We start from the raw sequence: 17,625 nt of genomic DNA, 5'->3' as shown, positions 1-17,625 counted from the left end.
CGTCTTTTAGCTGATTCATAGGGGAGTGAGCCATGCCGCATACACGGGACATTACCGCCTTGCCGATTCTGGATCTGTCTTTGCTGGACGGGACCGCGATCCAGCGCCAGGGGTTTCTTGACGATCTGCGCCATGCCGCCCGGGATGTGGGTTTTTTCTATCTGACCGGGCACGGTATTGATAGCGAATTGTTGCAGCAGGTACAGGCCAGTGCCAGGCAGTTCTTTGCCCTGCCGGACAGCGAAAAAGCCGCGGTCGGCATGATCAATTCACCGCACTTTCGCGGTTACAACCGTGCCGCTTCCGAGATCACCCGGGGCCAGCCCGATCTGCGTGAACAGTTCGATCTGGGTGCCGAAAGAGCGGTGTTGCCGATCGATGACAACAGCCCCTGGTGGGCGCGCCTGCAAGGCCCCAATCAATGGCCGGCGGCACTGCCTGAACTGAAACCCTTGCTGCTTGACTGGCAACAAGCCATGACTGGCATGTCTCTGCGGCTGTTGCGGGCTTTCGCTGAGGCGTTGTCGCTGCCCCAGGAGGCTTTCGACCGGCTGTACGGCGACCAGCCCAATGAGCACATCAAGTTGATGCGTTATCCGGGGCAGGCGCCGCAGCAGAGTAATCAGGGGGTGGGCGCGCACAAGGACTCGGGCTTTCTGAGCTTTCTGTTGCAAGACCGCCAGGCCGGTCTGCAAGTCGAGATTGAAGAGGGGCGCTGGATCGATGCGCTGCCGCTGGAGAACACGCTGGTGGTGAACATCGGTGAACTGCTGGAGCTGGCCACCAACGGTTATCTGCGCGCCACGGTGCACCGGGTGCTGTCACCGCAGGCGGGTAATGAGCGGCTGTCGATTGCGTTTTTTCTCGGCGCGCAACTGGATGCCGTGGTGCCGCTGTATCCCTTGCCGACGGCATTGCTGCGTGAAGCGCGGGGTCCGGCCAGCGATCCGGATAATCCGTTGTTTCGTGATGTGGGCTGGAACTATCTCAAAGGCCGCCTGCGCTCGCACCCTGATGTTGCCCGGCGTTATTACGCCGATGCTTTGATTCCCGACGCCCTGAGCGCTTGATAAAAGGACTGCACCATGTTCAAAAAAACTGGCTTGACCCTGGCCGTGCTCGGCGCGTTGCTGACCTCTTTCAGTGCCCTGGCCCAGGAGCCGTTAAGAGTGGCGGCGGACCCGGTACCCCACGCCCAGATTCTGGCGTTTGTGCAAAAGATCGACCCGCAGTTGAATATCAAGGTGATCGAGATCCCCAATGGCGTGAACTCCAATGAGCTGCTGGCCCATGGTGATGTGGACGCCAATTACTTCCAGCATCTGCCGTATCTGAAAACTCAGGAGCAGGCGCTCGGGCAAAAATTTGTGGTGGCGGCCACTGTGCATATCGAGCCACTGGGGATTTATTCCCATCGTCACAAGACCTTCGCCGATGTGCCGCAAAAAGCGACGGTCGCAGTGCCTAACAACGTCACAAACCTCAGTCGCTCGCTGTACCTGTTGCAGGACAACGGGCTGATCAAGCTCAAGCCCGGCTTCAATGACCCGGCCACCGATCAGGCAACCCCGAAGGACATTGCCGAAAACCCCAAACAACTGAAGATCCTCGAAATCGAATCACCGCAGATTCCCCGCGCACTGGATGACGTGGACCTGGCGGTGATTAACGGCAACTACGCGCTGGAAGCAGGCCTGGTGCCGGCCAAGGATGCGCTGGGGCTGGAGAAGTCAGCGGGTAATCCGTACGCCAATATTCTGGTGACCCTCCCCAAACTGCAGGATGACCCACGCATCAGGCAACTGGCCAAAGACCTGACTTCCCCTGAGGTTGCCAAGTACATCACCGACAATTTCTCGGGTTCGGTGCTCCCGGTGACGGCCGCGGACAGCAAGCCATGATCGTCGTCGAGCAGTTGAGCAAAATCTATGGGCCGGGCCAGCCTCCGGCGCTGGACAAGGTGTCGCTGAGCATTGCCGATGGCGCTATTTTCGGGATTCTCGGGCGTAGCGGGGCGGGCAAGTCGACGTTGCTGCGTTGTCTCAATCTGCTCGAACGACCCACCCGCGGGCGCATTCTGCTGGACGGGGCGGACCTCACAGCCCTGACTGACAGTGAATTGCGCCGTCAGCGTCAGCGCATCGGGATGATTTTCCAGGGCTTCAACCTGCTGCACTCGCGCAATGTCTTCGACAATGTCGCCGTGCCCCTGGAAATTGCCCGGGTCAGCAAAGAACAGCGCCATAGCCGGGTCCGCGAGCTGCTGGATCTGGTGGGCCTGAGCGACAAGGCGCAAGCATTTCCGTCCCAGCTGTCCGGCGGGCAGAAACAGCGGGTGGGCATTGCCCGGGCTTTGGCAGCGCGTCCGGCTTATATCCTGTCGGACGAGGCCACCAGCGCCCTGGACCCGGAAACCACGGATTCGATTCTGCAATTGCTGCGCAATATCAATCGTCAGCTGGGAGTGACCATCGTGTTGATTACCCACGAACTGGAGGTGGTCAAGGCCATTTGCGACAGCGCGGTGTCCCTGGCCGCCGGGCGCATTGTGGAGAGTGGCAGCCTGGTGCAGTTGCAGGCTGATCCGTCGTCAAAACTGGGGCGGTTGCTGGCGCCCGGTCTGCAAATGGTGAGGGCAGGATGAAAACGGACTGGCATGAAATTCTCCAACTGTTGCTCAACGCCACCGGCGAAACCTTGTACATGGTGCTGCTGGCAGCAATCTTCACCGTGCTGATCGGCCTGCCGGTCGGGGTGTTGCTATTCATCAGCCGCCGCGACGGACTTTTCCCGCTGCCGCGAATCAACCGGGTGCTGGGGGCGGTGATCAACCTGGGGCGCTCACTGCCCTTTGTGGTGATGCTGATTGCCCTGATTCCGCTGACCCGGCTGCTGGTGGGTACCACTCTGGGCAGTACCGCCGCGGTAGTGCCGATCACCATTGGTGCCTTTCCGTTTTTTGCCCGGATTGTCGAGAACGCGCTGGACGAAGTAGACAAGGGCCGGATCGAAGCGATCCTGGCCATGGGCGGCCATATTGGTCATGTGATCTTCAAGGTGCTGCTGCCCGAAGCACTGCCGGCCTTGTTGGCGGGGCTGACATTGACGCTGGTGATGCTGATCGGGTTTTCATCCATGGCCGGGGTCATTGGCGGTGGCGGGCTGGGTGACCTGGCGATCCGTTATGGCTATCAGCGCTTCAATAATCAGGTGATGGTGGCCACGGTGGTGGTGCTGGTGATTCTGGTGCAGAGCGTACAAAGCCTGGGCGACGGGCTGGTGCGTTCACTGGCCCATCGGCGCTGACGGGTTATTTGTTCTTTGCCAGGCTCGCGATGTGATGCAGGATCACGTCCAGCCGTACCTCTGAAGTCATGACTTTTGAGGGTTTGCGTTTTGGCCCGCTGGGCCGCGCATTACCAAGCAAGGAAGAAGGAAGCCGTTTTGATCATTACCCTGCGCGCTAAAAAAAATAATGTCTATGTGATTGGTTTGTCGGCTTTGGCCCTCTGGATCGGGGGCTGCAGCAGTGAGAAACCGGGCCTTGGGAAAACCTCCGAATTACCGCCCGCACCCGAGATCGCCTCGGGTTATCGGGCCGATATGGTGCCCGTGCATGCCACGCGCCACATGGCTGCGGCGGCTAACCCGCTGGCCACCGCTGCAGGCCAGCAGATGCTGCGCAAAGGCGGTTCTGCGATTGATGCCGCCATTGCCATGCAGGCCGTCCTGACGCTGGTAGAGCCGCAGGCAAGCGGCATCGGCGGCGGTGCTTTCATCATGTACTGGGACGGACACAAGGTGCAGGCCTTTGATGGTCGGGAAACAGCACCGGCAGGGGCCGACAAACGCATGTTCCTGGATGCAGCCGGCAAGCCGGTTGCCTTTACCGATGCTCAGATAGGCGGGCTTTCGGTGGGGGTGCCCGGTGTGCTCAGGGCGCTGCAAATGGCCCATGAACAACACGGCAAACTGCCGTGGAATGAACTGTTTGAACCCGCCATTCGGTTGGCCAGTGAAGGTTTTCCGGTGTCTGCACGACTGCACTCGCAGATCGTGGCAGACAAATTCATTGCACAGTCGCCGGCCCTGGCCAAATACCTGCTCACAGAGCAGGGCCAGCCCTTGCCGGTTGGCACAGTGCTGAAGAACCCGCAGCTGGCCCGCACCCTTCAGGCCATTGCCGACCGGGGCGTGGAGGCGTTCTACCAAGGCGCCATCGCGCAGGCGATGGTTGAGCAGGTCAATTCCCATCCCAATCCGGGTTCGTTGTCTTTGGCCGATATCAGCGGTTACCGGGCCAAAGAGCGTCACCCGGTGTGTGGTGATTACAAGCAGTGGCGCGTGTGTGGCATGCCGCCGCCTTCTTCAGGGGGCGTCGCGGTGCTCCAGACATTGGGGATTCTGGATGCCTTGCAACGCAGATCTGCCGCGCTGGATCTGGCCACCATGCCTCCTGTTGGCCTGCAGCCCTCGGCCACTGCGGTGCACCTGATGGCTGAAGCAGAGCGCCTGGCCTATGCCGACCGGGCGTTGTATCTGGCGGACAGCGACTTCGTCCCGGTGAATGTGAAAGGCCTGACCGATAAGAATTATCTGCAGAGCCGGGCGACCCTGATCGGGGACAAAAGTATGGGCCGTGCGGATGCCGGAACGCCACCGGGGATCAACCTGGCCCTGGCACCCGATCGATCCCCGCTGCGGATTTCGACCTCGCAGATTGCCGCCGTCGATGATCAGGGGGGCGCGATCTCGATGACCACTTCGGTTGAGTCGGCATTTGGTTCGCATGTGATGAGCAATGGTTTCATTCTCAACAACCAGCTCACTGACTTTTCCTTCATCCCGGATGAGAACGGTCAGCCGGTTGCCAACCGTATCGAGCCGGGCAAACGGCCCCGTTCTTCCATGGCCCCGACCCTGGTATTTGATCGCAAGAGTGGCGAGCTGGTTGCCACTGTCGGCTCACCTGGGGGCTCGCAGATCATCGAATACGTAAACAAGGCGGTGGTGGGGCTGCTGGACTGGAAACTCAACCCGCAGGACGCCATCGGCCTTCCCAATTTCGGCAGTCGCAATGTCGCGACAGAGGTCGAAGCCGGACGTGTCAGCCCGGCACTGGTGCAGGCGTTGAAAGACCGAGGGCACGAGGTGTCCGCTATCGAGATGACCAGTGGAACCCAGATTATTATTCGGGATGAAACCGGCTGGGCCGCCGGTGCCGATCCTCGGCGTGAAGGTACGGCATTGGGCGATTGAGGCTGGGCTGTTCACCGCGCCATCGCACAAACCTGTTGCAGGAGCGGGCGTGCTCGCTCCTGCAGAGGCGGGGTGGTAGCTGCACTTGCCGGCGGTGTACCGGATTGTTGAGCGCATCAACAAAGCCTGACCATTGGCTATCGGTGCAGGCGTATCTTTTGCCACGTGCGGTCGTTCATAAAAGTCCCGGTATCGCCTCGCATCGAAAACAGTGTTGCTCTATACAAAGAAGACACTCTGGAACACTGCAGACCGCGTAACTTGTGATAAGCCCACCTCCAGCCACGGCTCGATACTTTTTTCATGAGTATGCCTTTGGGGTCGAGCGTGTATTGAACAGATCATTTATTGAACTGTAGGCGTCATTGTTTAGTGGTGGGCTGGTGGCGGGGGGCATGAGATCATCCATTAATAGATTTATCCGTTATCTTTATAACGAAGAAGTTGCGATGAGTGCAATCGCGACGGCTTTAAGTGCCTGATAGGCAAGTGTGCAGGCTTGAGGGTTTTGTCCGTGTATATGGAAAGGGTCTTTGGGGAGTGACTAAGTTTAGGTGTTAGCTGTTTTTAACTTTTTAGTTGTAGAAGTCGGTTCTTTTCAGTGTGAGTTTCTCGGCACGGGAAATAACCAGTAGTTGATGATAGTGCCAAAGTGGGTGGCCTGTAACAGGCGTTGACGCTTTTATTTGTGTTTTTCTTGCGAGTTGACGGGTGGCTGGCGCCATAGAACCGGCTTGTCGATATTCGGCAATCCGGCGTTAGCCTTATATAGCGCGGGGAATTCTCCTTTGAGCGATTTGGCGTTGACAGAATACCGGCGCCATTAGGCTGACTTTTAGGCGCTTTAAACTTGGAATTTGTTTTATATGGCTTTTCTTTTGCTTTTTTTTTTTATAAATTAGCGTTCTTGACGCCTTGCATTGCCTGGACTAGTGATTCTTCAAGAGGATGGTTGAATCGTTTCCTGGGGGGCGGGCCACCCGTTAACCATAAAAAACAGTTGGCCTGCAGCAGGTATCACCCTGTGCCATCTCCTCCGGCGCCCAAGAACTTTCGGGGTCGACTGTGTTTTATGTTCTGAGGCAGGAATCGGTGGCGGCAGGTGAGCTGGTTTAATTGTATTTCGGTGTCAGTTACTCTATCGGCCAATGTTATTAAAGTTTGTCGCCTCGGCTTTTAAGTTACTCCCCGCTTTAAAAGATTGTTCACACGTCACACATGGAAGGGCGTAGAAAGTATGGAACGCGGACATTGTGTACAAGTTATTGCCGTCACCAGCGGTAAGGGTGGCGTCGGCAAGACAGTTGTTGCTATCAATCTTTCATTGGCGTTGGCGGAACTCGGGAAACGGGTTGTATTGCTGGAAGCTGATCTTGGGTTATCAAATATAGCTATTCTGCTGGGGCTGACCCCGCAGTACACACTGGCTGATCTGATTGAGGGCCGCTGTGAATTATCCGATGTACTGATACGCGGGCCCGGCGGGGTCATTATTGCCCATGCAGCATCGGGTATACCAAACCTGGCTTATTTGTCGCCGGCTCAGTATGCCGGCTTGATCAATGTATTCAGAGACATAGCGGATACACTCGATGTCTTGGTGATTGATACAGCGTCAGGGATCGGTGAGTCGGTCGTCAGTTTTGTTCGGGCGGCCCAGGAAGTGTTGCTGGTGGTGTGTGACGAACCGGCCTCAATCATCGATGCCTATGCACTGATCAAACTGCTTAATCGTGATTACGGTATCAGCCGTTTTCGGGTGCTGGCCAGCATGCTGCACAACCCTCTGGACGGCCAACGGCTGTACGCCAAGTTGATCAAGCTTACGGATAACTTTTTGAATGTCACTTTGCAGTATGCGGGGGCGATTCCGTACGACCAGGATATGCGCACGGCGGCACTTCAACAACGCGCAGTCTACCGAAGTTTTCCTCGCTCCAAGAGCGCAAAAGCATTCAGGGCCCTCGCAAAAAATATTGGCACCTGGCCAATGCCGAGTAGTCCCAGAGGGCATATAGAGTTTTTTATCGAGGGATTGATTAATAACTCGAGAAGATGAAGTTGCTCTTGGGCAGGCGAGGGTTCTACTGGGGGGCTGTCAAACCGCCCCGGGTCGTCTGCACAGCGAGTGTCGGCAACAAGGTTGCACAATCGCCTTCATTAATAACCCATGATTTTTCCCAGTACTTATTCAGAGAGTATCCGCCCATGTCCAAAATCGCCCAATACCGAGAACTCGAGCGTCTGATCGCCGAACAGCAGCACGTCCTGGAAACCCTCAAAAATGACAAGTCTTTCCAGGCCGAGTCAGAGTTCGAAGACAAACTGCGCTCGCTTATGAGTGAGTACGGTGTAGGCCTGCCTCAGATCGTCGCTCTGCTCGGGCCGCACGTTTCTGCCGGCAATGCCCAGAAAGTGGCCGGTCGCAAAGGGCAGCGGGCTCCCAGGGCTCTTAAGCGCTATCTGAACCCGCACACCAACGAAGTCGTCGAGACCAAGGGCAGCAATCACAAGACGCTTAAAGCCTGGAGACAGGAACACGGTTCGCAGCAGGTTCAGAGCTGGGTGATGGCGTAAGCCCTGGAAGCTATCGAGGTAAAGGGGGTTGCGGCTTCACTGACCTCCTTAGCACTCTTGACCCTACAGGACGCTGAGCCGGTAAAAATGCCCTGACCCGAAGCCGTTACATTCAGGCACAAGGCTTACTGGCTGATTCACCGCCATCGCTGGCAAGCCAGCTCCCGCCCATATAGGGTCAACTTTGCCACAGCAGTGCCTGCCTCCTGGATATCCCTTGTCGCGCGAGATCAAATGTTATGAGCCGCTATGCAACGCTGCTGCTTATGGTTTGCTTCACAGCTAAAGCCCAAGCCGCAACAATCGACTTGTCGCCACGGTGTGACTTTGACCGAGTCAGCCTTGTTTTGCTGGACCACGATGCGGCTGACCCCAACCAGATTGCACTGGATGTCGAGCTTGCCCCTGCGGCCCGCAAGCGCATGTTTGAAATCACGCGTGACTCCATTCAGGGAAACCTGAAGGTGACCATAAATGGTCTGCAGGTTGCTGATGTGAGGGTGATTAATGCATTAGAGACCCCAAGCATACGTTTCAGTCTGGGGAGGGAGGTCTCTGAGAAAGTGGTATCGATTTTTCTTTCATCGCCTGCCGTTGATAAATGCGGCACTGAGAAAATCAGTGGCCTCCTGTAATTACGCAGCAGTGATCATGATTTACTACTTTGGGTCATAACACTCTCGCCGATCACCTTGCTCGTAAAGCTCTGCCCAAAGCAGCATCTACGTAGAGGCAGGCTGCGAAGTGGCCAGTAATAAGATGATGTTGGTGAGTCTCGGGTTTTGAAAGTGTCACGCACGGAAGTTCCAGACCACCTCTACAATGCGTCCGGCCACCAGTACATAGGCTAGAAACAGTACTATTTGCAGCGCCGTGTGATAGCGAAGTTTTGCCAACTTGCGCAGGCCATCGCAGACATTGAGCAGGGTCAGTATTGCGGAGATGGCAATGATGCCCCAGCCCGCCAGGTTGCTCGCGGTCAGGTCGAAAAATACATGACGTCCGTTTTTCAGCGCGTTGGTCCCGGCCGCAAACATTAACGCGCAGACGAGCAGGTTTTTGATGTTGTCGAATATCTTTGTGCTGATGTCGTTGTCGAGCAGGCACAGAAATCTTTCCCAAAATTTGTGCATTGGTCTCTCACTCATGTTGAGTTGAAGGGATAAAGCCGTTTATTGATCCAGTCGCTGCATCGCGTCAAGGGGGACCCCAATCAGCCCCCCAATCGTCCTGTTGCGTTCGGTCTTTTGTACCCATTCGATGGCGCCTCAAAAACAGTCTAGAGTCATTTGAGTTCCTGGCAGGACTCACTCTCGATGTTTGTCATGCTGGGCGATTAACACCCTATAGATATTTTCGGTTTCGGCGTTCAGGTAAGCGGGCAACCAATGGACGTGGATTTCACAAGCCCGACCCTCGCGTTCTAGCACTGCTAACCAACTTTACGGGCTTGTGCGATATGACCGCTTCTTGTGCCTTGAAAATTTGTGAACATTGCGACTCGGTCTACACACCCGTGGTTCTGAAGCGCGGTGAGGTGGCCCGCTGTGTACGTTGTGCTTGCATCCTCGATCGCTCGAGGCGTTTGAACCTTCAACAACACTTGGCTTTAACCATCGCCGCCGCGGTGATGTTCGTCTTTGCCAATGTATTTCCGGTCATCACCATCAGTTTTCAGGGTCTGAATAATCAGGCCGAGCTGTGGCAGTCGGTAAGCGCCCTGGCGCAAGGGCCTATCAGTGTGATCGCAATAGTGGCGGGTATTACGATCATTGTCGCGCCACTGCTGCAGATCGTGTTGCTTTGCTGGGTGTTGTTTTATGCGCTCAGGCGCCGCGCCGCGCCGGGCTTCAAGATATGCATGCGTACCCTGGAGCAACTGCGGCCATGGAGCATGCTCGAAGTGTGTCTGTTGGGCGTTCTGGTGACGGTGGTCAAACTGGCGGGCATGCTGGATGTGCACCCCGGCCTCGGGCTGTGGGCGCTGGGCATGCTGACGGTGCTGATCATACTGATTTCCGGCAAGGATATTCGTCGTTTGTGGGATGACCTGGAAGTGTCGCCACAATGATGTCTCCTCCCTATGCTTCAGAGCTGAACCTGACGCTCTGTCATACCTGCGACCGTGCCTGTGCGGCGAGCGACCGGCGCTGTCCGCGTTGTGACTCTGTGTTGCATGGGCGAAAACCCAATAGTTTTAGCCGCACCTGGGCTTTTTTGATTGCCAGCCTGGTGTTCTATATCCCGGCCAATCTTTTGCCGGTGATGTACACCGATGCCTTTGGCAATGGCAGTGAAAACACCATCATGAGCGGGGTCTGGGAGTTTTGGCAGAGCGGATCATGGGATCTTGCGCTGCTGATTTTTATCGCCAGCGTCGCAGTGCCGTGTGTGAAGTTTCTGGTATTGGGCACTTTATTGATTACCTGTCAGCGCCGCAGTGCGGTGGCTCGGCGCGAACGGGCGAAGTTGTACCGGCTGGTTGAAGTGATTGGCTACTGGTCGATGCTCGACGTGCTGGTGGTGGCACTGATTGTCGCGTTAGTACAGTTCAAGTCCCTGAGCAGCATTGAGCCGCGTATGGGCATCCTCTTTTTCGGTGGTGTGGTGGTACTGACCATGCTGGCGGCCATGAGTTTTGATCCCCGACTGATCTGGGATGCAGAGGCTAAAGATGACTGAAACCCCTGGATGCGATGATGCAAAAGCCCCTGGCTCGCCTGAAGTAAAACGCAGGCGCCTGAACATTTCACTGGTCTGGCTGGTGCCTGTCGTGGCCGTGCTGGTCGGTGTGTCGATGGTGATACACAACGTGCGCACAGCGGGGCCGAAGATTAACGTCAGCTTTTCCACAGCAGAAGGGCTTGAGGCCAACAAGACACTGGTCAAATACAAGAACGTGGTGATCGGCAAGGTGGCGTCAATTGCCCTGAACGAGGATCGCGATCAGGTGGATGTCACGCTGCAGCTCGATGCCTCGGCCAAGCCGTTTACAGCGCAGGATTCACGCTTTTGGGTGGTGCGTCCGCGTATCGGTGCCAATGGCGTCTCCGGGGTCGACACGTTGTTGTCGGGCGCCTTTATCGGGGCCGATGCCGGATCTTCGTCGACCCTGAAAAGCGACTTTATTGGTCTTGAGTCCCCGCCGGCGGTGACCTATCGCGACAAGGGCACTCAATTTACCTTGCACACCGACGAGTTGGGCTCACTCGACATAGGCTCCAGCGTCTACTACCGCAGAATACCGGTAGGCCAGGTGATGTCCTACGCGCTGGCTGAGGACGGTAAAAGTGTCGATATCCAGATTTTCGTCAATGCCCCCAATGATCAGTTTGTCACCCGTGACACGCGGTTCTGGAATGCGAGCGGGGTGGAGGTCAACCTTACGGCGAACGGGTTGAAGGTCAATACACAGTCCTTGTCTTCAATCCTGGCGGGCGGCATCGCATTCGTCGAGCCGCGCTACAGTCCAAACCCGCAGCGGGCCAAAGAGCGGGCCGAGTTCACGCTGTTCGCCGACCAGGAAACAGCCCTGGCACCGCCTGACGGTGCCTCTTTTTATATCCAGATGCGTTTCGATCAGTCGTTGCGCGGGTTGTCAGTGAATGCCCCGGTAGAGTTTCTGGGGGTAAATCTTGGGCGCGTGGTGTCGATTGATCTGGATTACGACCCGGTGACCAAGACTTTTCCGACCATCATTGGCGCCGTGATTTATCCGCAAAGATTGGGACGTGCTCACGAGCAGCTCAACCGCGATGGTGATGAAAACGACAAGCTGCGCCCGCAACGTGTACTGGGCACAATGATCGAGAGAGGGCTCAGGGCGCAGGCGCGCAGCGGAAATTTACTGACCGGCCAGTTGTATATCGCAATGGATTTTGTCCAGGGTGCCAAGCCGGTGAAGTTTGATATCACTGCACGGCCTTCGCAAATTCCCACAGTGCCGGGCAGCCTCGACAAGCTTCAGGTTCAGCTTGAATCAATCGTCGACAAAATCAGCAAACTGCCTCTGGATCAGATCGCCGGCAACCTCAATGGCAGCCTGCTGGCGTTGCAGGGCACGCTCAAGCAAGTCAACGGGCAGGTGCTACCGCAACTGCAGGACACTCTGGTGCAAACCAAGCGCACTGTGACCGAAGCCGGCAACAGCGTTGCCGAGGATTCACCTCAGCGCCAACAGTTCGGTGCGGCCATGGATGAGGTTCAACGTACCGCCCGTTCGGTCAGAACCCTTACAGACTTTTTGAGTCGCCATCCTGAAGCGCTGATTCGTGGCCGTGCCAAAGATCAGCCGCTCATGACCTCGCCCACTTCCCGTGAGAATAATCCGCAATGAGTGCTCAGACCCGGTTGTGCCTCGGCCTTTTGGCGACTTTGACCCTGACCGCCTGCAGCTCGGCGCCGACTCACTTCTACACCTTGATGTCTCCCGCAGACGCCCGTGAGGGACAGCGCCCTGTCACACCCCCCGGGTTTCAACTGGACGTGGGCGTGGTGCGCGTGCCGGTTCAGGTTGATCAGCCGCAACTGGTGGTGCGTGAAGCAGGGGGAGGGCTGGCGATTCTGGAAACCGAGCGCTGGAGTTCGCCGCTGGCGGATGAATTCCATGACACCTTGGTCGACCGTCTTGAGAGTGAACTGGGAGTGCGTGATCTGGCTGGCCTGCCCAAGTCGGCTTCAGTGCCTGTACTGGGCGTGCAAACTGAAGTCAGGCGTTTTGATTCGTGGCCTGGTCAATACGCATTGATTGATGTGGTCTGGAGCTTGTCCCTGCGCCAGAACGGCCAGCCCCCTCGCACCCTGACCTGCAGCAGTACGCTGCGTCAGCCTGCGGGCCAGTCGGTGCAGCAAGTGGTTCTGGCGCACCGCGAAACCATCGCAGCGCTGGCAGCAACTATTGCCAGCACGGCACGGCGCTGGTCGCAGAGCACCAGTGTTCAATGTCCGCAGTGAGGGCGTGCTGCAGCGGGGCCCCAATCGTGCTCGTAACATCCTCGCGGTCACCGGCTGTCCGTGGTCCATATGGAGCATTAGTCCACGATGCAGATCCAGCGGTGATTGTGCCGATAGGGCGCGCGGGTGAAGTGGACATCTGAAACCAGATGCAGGCCACGCTTTTGTAGCGCTTCGGTCAGTTGTACGAGTGTCTCTGCCTGGATAGTCATTGCTGTTACCTCGTCAGATTTACTGCGTTCATAATTCTTGACCGGGCAAGCAGCAGGCTAATTCAATTTTTCTACAACCTTGATTGATGCGTGGTCACATCGGGGTGTGATCTGCCCTGACTTTCTCCGGTATACCGGCTGACCGGGGGACACTTTCGGCCTGCGTTTCAAATCACACTCCGATGCGACCTCCCGTGAGGGATCGGGCAGTTAGCGACAGGCTGTCGTTGGCACTGATTGTTCAGTGAAAATCTATATATCTAATTGAAGCTCAGGCGCCTATTCCCATTTGGCTCAAGAGGACGCATTCAGCCAGGTTAATGCGCCAACCAGCATCGTTTCCAATCCGGTCTCCAGAGTTGGATGTATTTGCGGATTAAACTTCGATGAATGGTTAGAGGAAATCTATGGCTAATCAATAATGGCCATGATCAAAGGGCTGCAATGTCCCTTCGGGAATGGGGTACCAGGGGGCGTACTTTGGCAAGATGCCAGGGGAGGGGCGAAAATCGAGAATTGCGGAGCGGTCTGAATTTTTGCGGAGCAAAAACAAAGGGCCTGCACGAAGAATCTCATGCAAGCCCTTGATTTGTTTGGTGCCCGAAGCCGGAATCGAACCGGCACGTCCTTTCGAACGGGGGATTTTAAGTCCCATGCGTCTACCAATTTCGCCATTCGGGCGGCAGCGCTATAAAGCGGGTCAGGAAGGAAGGTGCTTTAGGAACAAAGTACTCAAGAGCCTGGGTGACAGGTGGACGAATATATAGAGACTGCACCGATGAGGCAAGTTGGTTAGTGCCTGTGGCGCGAGTTTTTTTGTTTTTGGCCTGGTTAAAACACTCGAAAAATCATAGAGCTATGAAACTAGCGGGCCGGTCAGGGGGCAATATTGCGCCTCTATTGCCGCCAAGGCACGGTCACTAAGGGGACTGCACTGCGTTGTTGCTGGCAGGTACTTATTCGGGTCGCTTTGCCTGGGCACTGGTCTAGGCTGCTTGCACGATTGAATCAGAAGTGGGTGTGATGAATACAAGTGTGATTTATGCATTGGCCGCGGCTGCACTGTTCGGGGCCAGTACTCCGCTGGCAAAGCTGCTGGGCACTGAAATCCCGCCAGTACTGCTGGCCGGGTTGTTGTATCTGGGCAGCGGCATAGGGCTGGTGTTGCTGCGTTTTATCCGCGATCGGGGGTGGAAAAAGTCCGGGCTTAGTGTCAGAGAGTGGCCGTGGCTGGGCGGGGCGATTGTGTTCGGCGGGATTCTTGGCCCGGTTGCCCTGATGCTGGGGTTGACCCTGACCAGTGGCGCGACAGCGTCGTTGATGCTCAATCTGGAGCCGGTGCTGACAGCCGTGCTGGCATGGGTAGTGTTCAAGGAAAATGCAGACCGCAGGATTGTCGTGGGCATGCTGGCAATTATTGCCGGGGGCATTGTTTTGTCGTGGCCGTCCGGGCAGGCATCCAGCGTCGAGCAATCCTGGGGCGGGCCCCTGGCCGTGGCGTTTGCCTGTTTGTGCTGGGCGGTGGACAACAATCTTACGCGCAAGGTTTCGGCTTCTGATGCGCTGTTCATTGCCGGCACCAAAGGTTTGTTTGCAGGGCTGGTCAACTGCGCAATAGGGCTGACCCTGGGCGCCAGTATTCCGCCTCTGGCGGCGCTGAGCCCTACCTTGCTTATCGGCTTTTTAGGCTACGGGGTCAGCCTGGTGCTTTTTGTGCTGGCGTTGCGCGGGTTGGGTGCTGCGCGGACGGGGGCGTACTTTTCCACTGCTCCATTTCTGGGGGCGGCCATTTCGATTGTGCTGCTCGACGAGTCAGTCTCGATGCTGTTCTGGGTGGCTGCGGCATTTATGATGTTCGGCGTCTGGCTGCACCTCACCGAGCAGCATGAGCACATGCATGAGCACCAGCCGCTGCAGCACACCCATCGTCACATTCATGATGAGCACCATCAGCATGAGCATGCCGAAGAGGTAGCGCCCGGTTCTGCACACAGCCATGCGCACCTGCATTATCCGGTACGGCATAACCATCCGCATTTTCCGGATATCCATCACCGGCATAGGCACTGACCGGCTGCGTGTTAAATTGCGCTGGCAGGATGCACGCACACTCTCTTTGAATGGAGCTACAGATCGCCCATGTTTGAACACATCGATTTTAACTACTTGCTGGCGACCTATGGCTATCTGGCCATCTTTATCGGCTGTTTGCTGGAGGGTGAGACCATCCTGATTCTGGGGGGCATGGCCGCCCATCAACATGTGCTCAAGCTGTTGCCGGTGATTGGCTACGCGAGTCTGGCGGGGATGCTGGGAGACCAGTTGCTGTTCTGGGTCGGTCGTTATTTTGGTGCTCGCCTGTTGCCCCGTCTGCACAAACATCAGGCCACCATCGGACGGGTGACGCAGTTGATCAATCAGCACCCCACGGCGTCGATTTTCTCTGTGCGTTTTCTGTATGGCATGCGTCTGGTAGGGCCTATGGTCATTGGGGCGAGCAAGGTTTCACCGCTCAAGTTCTTCTGCGTCAATCTGGCCGGCGCGCTGGTATGGGCAACTCTGTTTGCCAGCGGTGGCTACTGGGCCGGTGAGTTTCTGCAGCGCTTTCTGGGCGACCTCAAACCGTATCGTTTGCCGATTGTGCTGGCGGTGATCGTATTGATGGTGGCGGTGGCACTGGCTCGCCATTTGCGCGCTAAAAACCGGGTGAGCGCCAAATAGGTTTACCAGTTGAGGCGGGCAGGCTGTGGCGCAGCTTTGTCCTCGGCCATAGAAGTGGGTGCGGTTGCAAAAAATACACGTGAAAGGCAAAGTCCGGGAACCCGGTTGCGTGATCAAGCCCTTGGCCTACGCTTTGAATGACAAGCTCAACGCCACGGGTTTCAAGGCATTGGCAGCTCGCTCACGAACCCGGTCCGCTAATAAAAGGAGTTCTGGATGTTTATCCGTTTATTGATCCTTACCGGCTTGCTGGTGACCGGCCTGGCGCAGGCTGTTGAAGTTCCAAGCCCCCTTGAACAGGATCGCGGCAAATTTCGCCCCTTGATCATCGTTGCCCGCACTGAAGTCGATCCTACCCTGACCACGCTCAAGCAAGCCCTGGCAGATCCGGCCAATCAGAAGGCCTTCAATGAGCGCAACATGGTGCTGTATACGATTGTCGGCATCACCGGCAAGCGTGATGGCAAAGACCTTGAACCCCAGAGCACGATGTCGCTGATTCGCGGGCTCAAACCCGGGATGATTATCGACAAAGCCAAGGTGATTTTGATTGGCAAGGATGGCGAGAAGAAGCTCGAAACCGAGGGTGATGCCGACCTCACTGAGTTGTTCAAAACGGTTGACGCCTTGCCTGTGGCCGAAAACCAGACTCAGGCCCAGGCTGAGGTGGTGCCCCCCGAGAAAACCGCGCCGGCAGGCAAGGCCGGCAAGCCTGTAAAACCGGCCAAGGCTCCTGCTCAGCTGGATGATTGAGGCCTGTTAAATCGCGGCCAAAAAAAGGCCCGCTGGGGGGAGCGGGCCAAATGGGATTCACTAAAGGAGTGGATCCAATCTATGTCAGTCCATGTGAAAGTGGCGTGAAAACCATGTAGTCAAAACGCAATTCATTCTCAATTTATGACGATTTCTGCTCAGACTTGCATCCCCTGGCATTCAGCCAGAACGCAGGTTGATTACTGCCCCTCAGATCCCGCGTCATTGAGCCACTCCTGGCTCAGGGTGGGCGTGTCTCCCAAATATTCCAGTAGCCAGTTCATGGCCGGGGAATGATTGCTCTGTACCCAGGCGATGCATGACGGGCTGGCCGGGAAGGGCTGTTGCAAGTGCAGCGCGAGCAATTGGCCCCTTTCAATCAGGGGCTGTGCCAGATGCGCGGGCACCATGCCTACGCACAGGCCATCCGTCAGGCAGGCCAGCCCTGTCGTCCAGTCAGGCACCATCATCCGGCGCTGGTTATCCAGGGTCCAGGTATCGCGTTTTGGCAGGCTGCGCGAGGTATCGTCCATGCACAGTGAAGGGTAGGGCCGCAGCTGTTCATCACCGAGCAAACCCTCAACTCTCGCCAGCGGATGCTGCGGGCTGACCACGCACAGCCAGTGCAGAAAGCCCATGTCGCGGAAAGCAAAACTGCCTGCCACCGGAACGGCCCTGGTGGCGCCGATGACCAGGTCGGTGCGGCCATCGACCAGTGCATCCCACACGCCGTTGTACACCTCGTACTGAACAATCAGCTCCACATCGGGAAAGTGCCGGTAGAAGTCGATCACCATTTGCCGGCATCGCGGGTGTTTGACGATCGAATCCACGTTCACTCGCAACTGGCCGCTCCAGCCATTGGCGACCTGTTGGCACAGGCGGCGGGTGCCGAGCATTTTTTTCATTACATCGCGTGCTTCCTTGACGAACATTTGCCCGGCCGGGGTCAGCTCGACATCTCGGTGGCGGCGTATAAACAACGGCACGGCCAGCCATTGCTCGAGCTGGCGCACGGTATAGCTGACAGCCGAAGGCACGCGGTGCAACTCCTGTGCAGCACCACTGAAGCTACCGTGTCGGGCGACGGCATCGATTACGTCCAGGGAGTATTCAGACCACATGGGCTTGCCTTCAAAATATTTGATGT

At 56.7% G+C, this 17,625-nt stretch carries 18 protein-coding genes and 1 tRNA gene; 15 read left to right on the top strand and 4 right to left on the bottom strand.

Features of this window, described 5'->3' with window-relative positions; all coding sequences use genetic code 11:
* Positions 1–32: 32 nt before the first annotated feature.
* From AOC04_RS09570 to AOC04_RS09535, 8 genes are all read left to right on the top strand, one after another.
* Positions 33–1,070 carry an isopenicillin N synthase family dioxygenase gene (locus AOC04_RS09570; RefSeq protein WP_060692775.1) on the top strand — a complete coding sequence of 346 codons (1,038 nt, stop codon included), beginning with the start codon at positions 33–35 and terminating at the stop codon, positions 1,068–1,070.
* Positions 1,071–1,085: 15 nt separating this feature from the next.
* Positions 1,086–1,901: a MetQ/NlpA family ABC transporter substrate-binding protein gene (locus AOC04_RS09565; protein WP_060692773.1), complete on the top strand. Its 816-nt coding sequence runs from the start codon at positions 1,086–1,088 to the stop codon at positions 1,899–1,901.
* Positions 1,898–2,644 carry a methionine ABC transporter ATP-binding protein gene (locus AOC04_RS09560; RefSeq protein ID WP_073514916.1) on the top strand — a complete coding sequence of 249 codons (747 nt, stop codon included), beginning with the start codon at positions 1,898–1,900 and terminating at the stop codon, positions 2,642–2,644. Before AOC04_RS09565 ends, AOC04_RS09560 begins: the two co-directional genes overlap by 4 nt.
* Positions 2,641–3,306 carry a methionine ABC transporter permease gene (locus AOC04_RS09555; protein ID WP_060692770.1) on the top strand — a complete coding sequence of 222 codons (666 nt, stop codon included), beginning with the start codon at positions 2,641–2,643 and terminating at the stop codon, positions 3,304–3,306. The genes AOC04_RS09560 and AOC04_RS09555 overlap by 4 nt, the downstream gene beginning before the upstream one ends.
* Before the next feature lie 138 nt (positions 3,307–3,444).
* A complete protein-coding gene (gene ggt / locus AOC04_RS09550; protein ID WP_060692769.1) occupies positions 3,445–5,259 on the top strand; it encodes a gamma-glutamyltransferase in 1,815 nt (604 codons plus the stop codon).
* Positions 5,260–6,496: 1,237 nt separating this feature from the next.
* On the top strand, positions 6,497–7,318 hold the full coding sequence (locus AOC04_RS09545) for a MinD/ParA family protein (protein ID WP_060692767.1): 822 nt from the start codon (positions 6,497–6,499) through the stop codon (positions 7,316–7,318).
* A 149-nt stretch (positions 7,319–7,467) separates the two neighbouring features.
* Positions 7,468–7,836 carry a histone-like nucleoid-structuring protein, MvaT/MvaU family gene (locus AOC04_RS09540; protein ID WP_060692765.1) on the top strand — a complete coding sequence of 123 codons (369 nt, stop codon included), beginning with the start codon at positions 7,468–7,470 and terminating at the stop codon, positions 7,834–7,836.
* 239 nt (positions 7,837–8,075) lie between these two features.
* Positions 8,076–8,471 (top strand): hypothetical protein, encoded by a 396-nt coding sequence (locus AOC04_RS09535; protein ID WP_060692764.1) that lies wholly within the window; start codon positions 8,076–8,078, stop codon positions 8,469–8,471.
* Between the two features lie 156 nt (positions 8,472–8,627).
* Here the strand turns inward: AOC04_RS09535 and AOC04_RS09530 are convergent, their stop codons facing one another.
* Positions 8,628–8,969 carry a hypothetical protein gene (locus tag AOC04_RS09530; protein WP_060692762.1) on the bottom strand — a complete coding sequence of 114 codons (342 nt, stop codon included), beginning with the start codon at positions 8,967–8,969 and terminating at the stop codon, positions 8,628–8,630.
* Positions 8,970–9,295: 326 nt separating this feature from the next.
* Between AOC04_RS09530 and AOC04_RS09525 the strand changes: the two genes are divergently transcribed.
* The 4 genes from AOC04_RS09525 to AOC04_RS09510 are packed head-to-tail and all read left to right on the top strand — an operon-like array spanning position 9,296 to position 12,789.
* Entirely contained in the window at positions 9,296–9,907 is a 612-nt protein-coding gene (locus AOC04_RS09525; RefSeq protein ID WP_060692760.1) for a paraquat-inducible protein A, read from the top strand.
* Entirely contained in the window at positions 9,904–10,518 is a 615-nt protein-coding gene (locus tag AOC04_RS09520; protein ID WP_060692756.1) for a paraquat-inducible protein A, read from the top strand. Before AOC04_RS09525 ends, AOC04_RS09520 begins: the two co-directional genes overlap by 4 nt.
* Entirely contained in the window at positions 10,511–12,172 is a 1,662-nt protein-coding gene (locus AOC04_RS09515; protein ID WP_060692754.1) for a PqiB family protein, read from the top strand. The genes AOC04_RS09520 and AOC04_RS09515 overlap by 8 nt, the downstream gene beginning before the upstream one ends.
* Complete coding sequence (locus tag AOC04_RS09510; RefSeq protein ID WP_060692752.1) at positions 12,169–12,789, top strand: PqiC family protein; 621 nt, start codon at positions 12,169–12,171, stop codon at positions 12,787–12,789. Before AOC04_RS09515 ends, AOC04_RS09510 begins: the two co-directional genes overlap by 4 nt.
* A 77-nt stretch (positions 12,790–12,866) precedes the next feature.
* On the opposite strand, the gene AOC04_RS24325 is transcribed toward AOC04_RS09510, so the two are convergent.
* Both AOC04_RS24325 and AOC04_RS09505 read right to left on the bottom strand, forming a co-directional pair.
* A complete protein-coding gene (locus AOC04_RS24325; RefSeq protein WP_257719956.1) occupies positions 12,867–13,001 on the bottom strand; it encodes a hypothetical protein in 135 nt (44 codons plus the stop codon).
* Positions 13,002–13,595: 594 nt separating this feature from the next.
* Positions 13,596–13,682: transfer RNA gene (locus AOC04_RS09505), tRNA-Leu, on the bottom strand.
* Positions 13,683–14,024: 342 nt separating this feature from the next.
* On the opposite strand from AOC04_RS09505, the gene AOC04_RS09500 reads away from it, so the two are divergent.
* From AOC04_RS09500 to AOC04_RS09490, 3 genes are all read left to right on the top strand, one after another.
* On the top strand, positions 14,025–15,071 hold the full coding sequence (locus AOC04_RS09500) for a DMT family transporter (protein WP_060692749.1): 1,047 nt from the start codon (positions 14,025–14,027) through the stop codon (positions 15,069–15,071).
* Positions 15,072–15,140: 69 nt separating this feature from the next.
* Positions 15,141–15,722 (top strand): DedA family protein, encoded by a 582-nt coding sequence (locus AOC04_RS09495; RefSeq protein WP_060692747.1) that lies wholly within the window; start codon positions 15,141–15,143, stop codon positions 15,720–15,722.
* A 216-nt stretch (positions 15,723–15,938) separates the two neighbouring features.
* Entirely contained in the window at positions 15,939–16,475 is a 537-nt protein-coding gene (locus tag AOC04_RS09490; protein WP_060692745.1) for a DUF4174 domain-containing protein, read from the top strand.
* Positions 16,476–16,675: 200 nt separating this feature from the next.
* Here the strand turns inward: AOC04_RS09490 and punR are convergent, their stop codons facing one another.
* Positions 16,676–17,599, bottom strand: coding sequence for a DNA-binding transcriptional activator PunR (gene punR, locus AOC04_RS09485; RefSeq protein ID WP_060692743.1), 924 nt, complete (start codon positions 17,597–17,599; stop codon positions 16,676–16,678).
* Between the last annotated feature and the right edge of the window lie 26 nt (positions 17,600–17,625).

The sequence above is a fragment of the Pseudomonas versuta genome (genome assembly GCF_001294575.1).
Taxonomy (GTDB): Bacteria; Pseudomonadota; Gammaproteobacteria; order Pseudomonadales; family Pseudomonadaceae; genus Aquipseudomonas; species Aquipseudomonas versuta.
The sequence above is the reverse complement of the archived record's forward strand: the minus strand, read 5'-3'. Positions and strand labels throughout refer to the sequence as shown.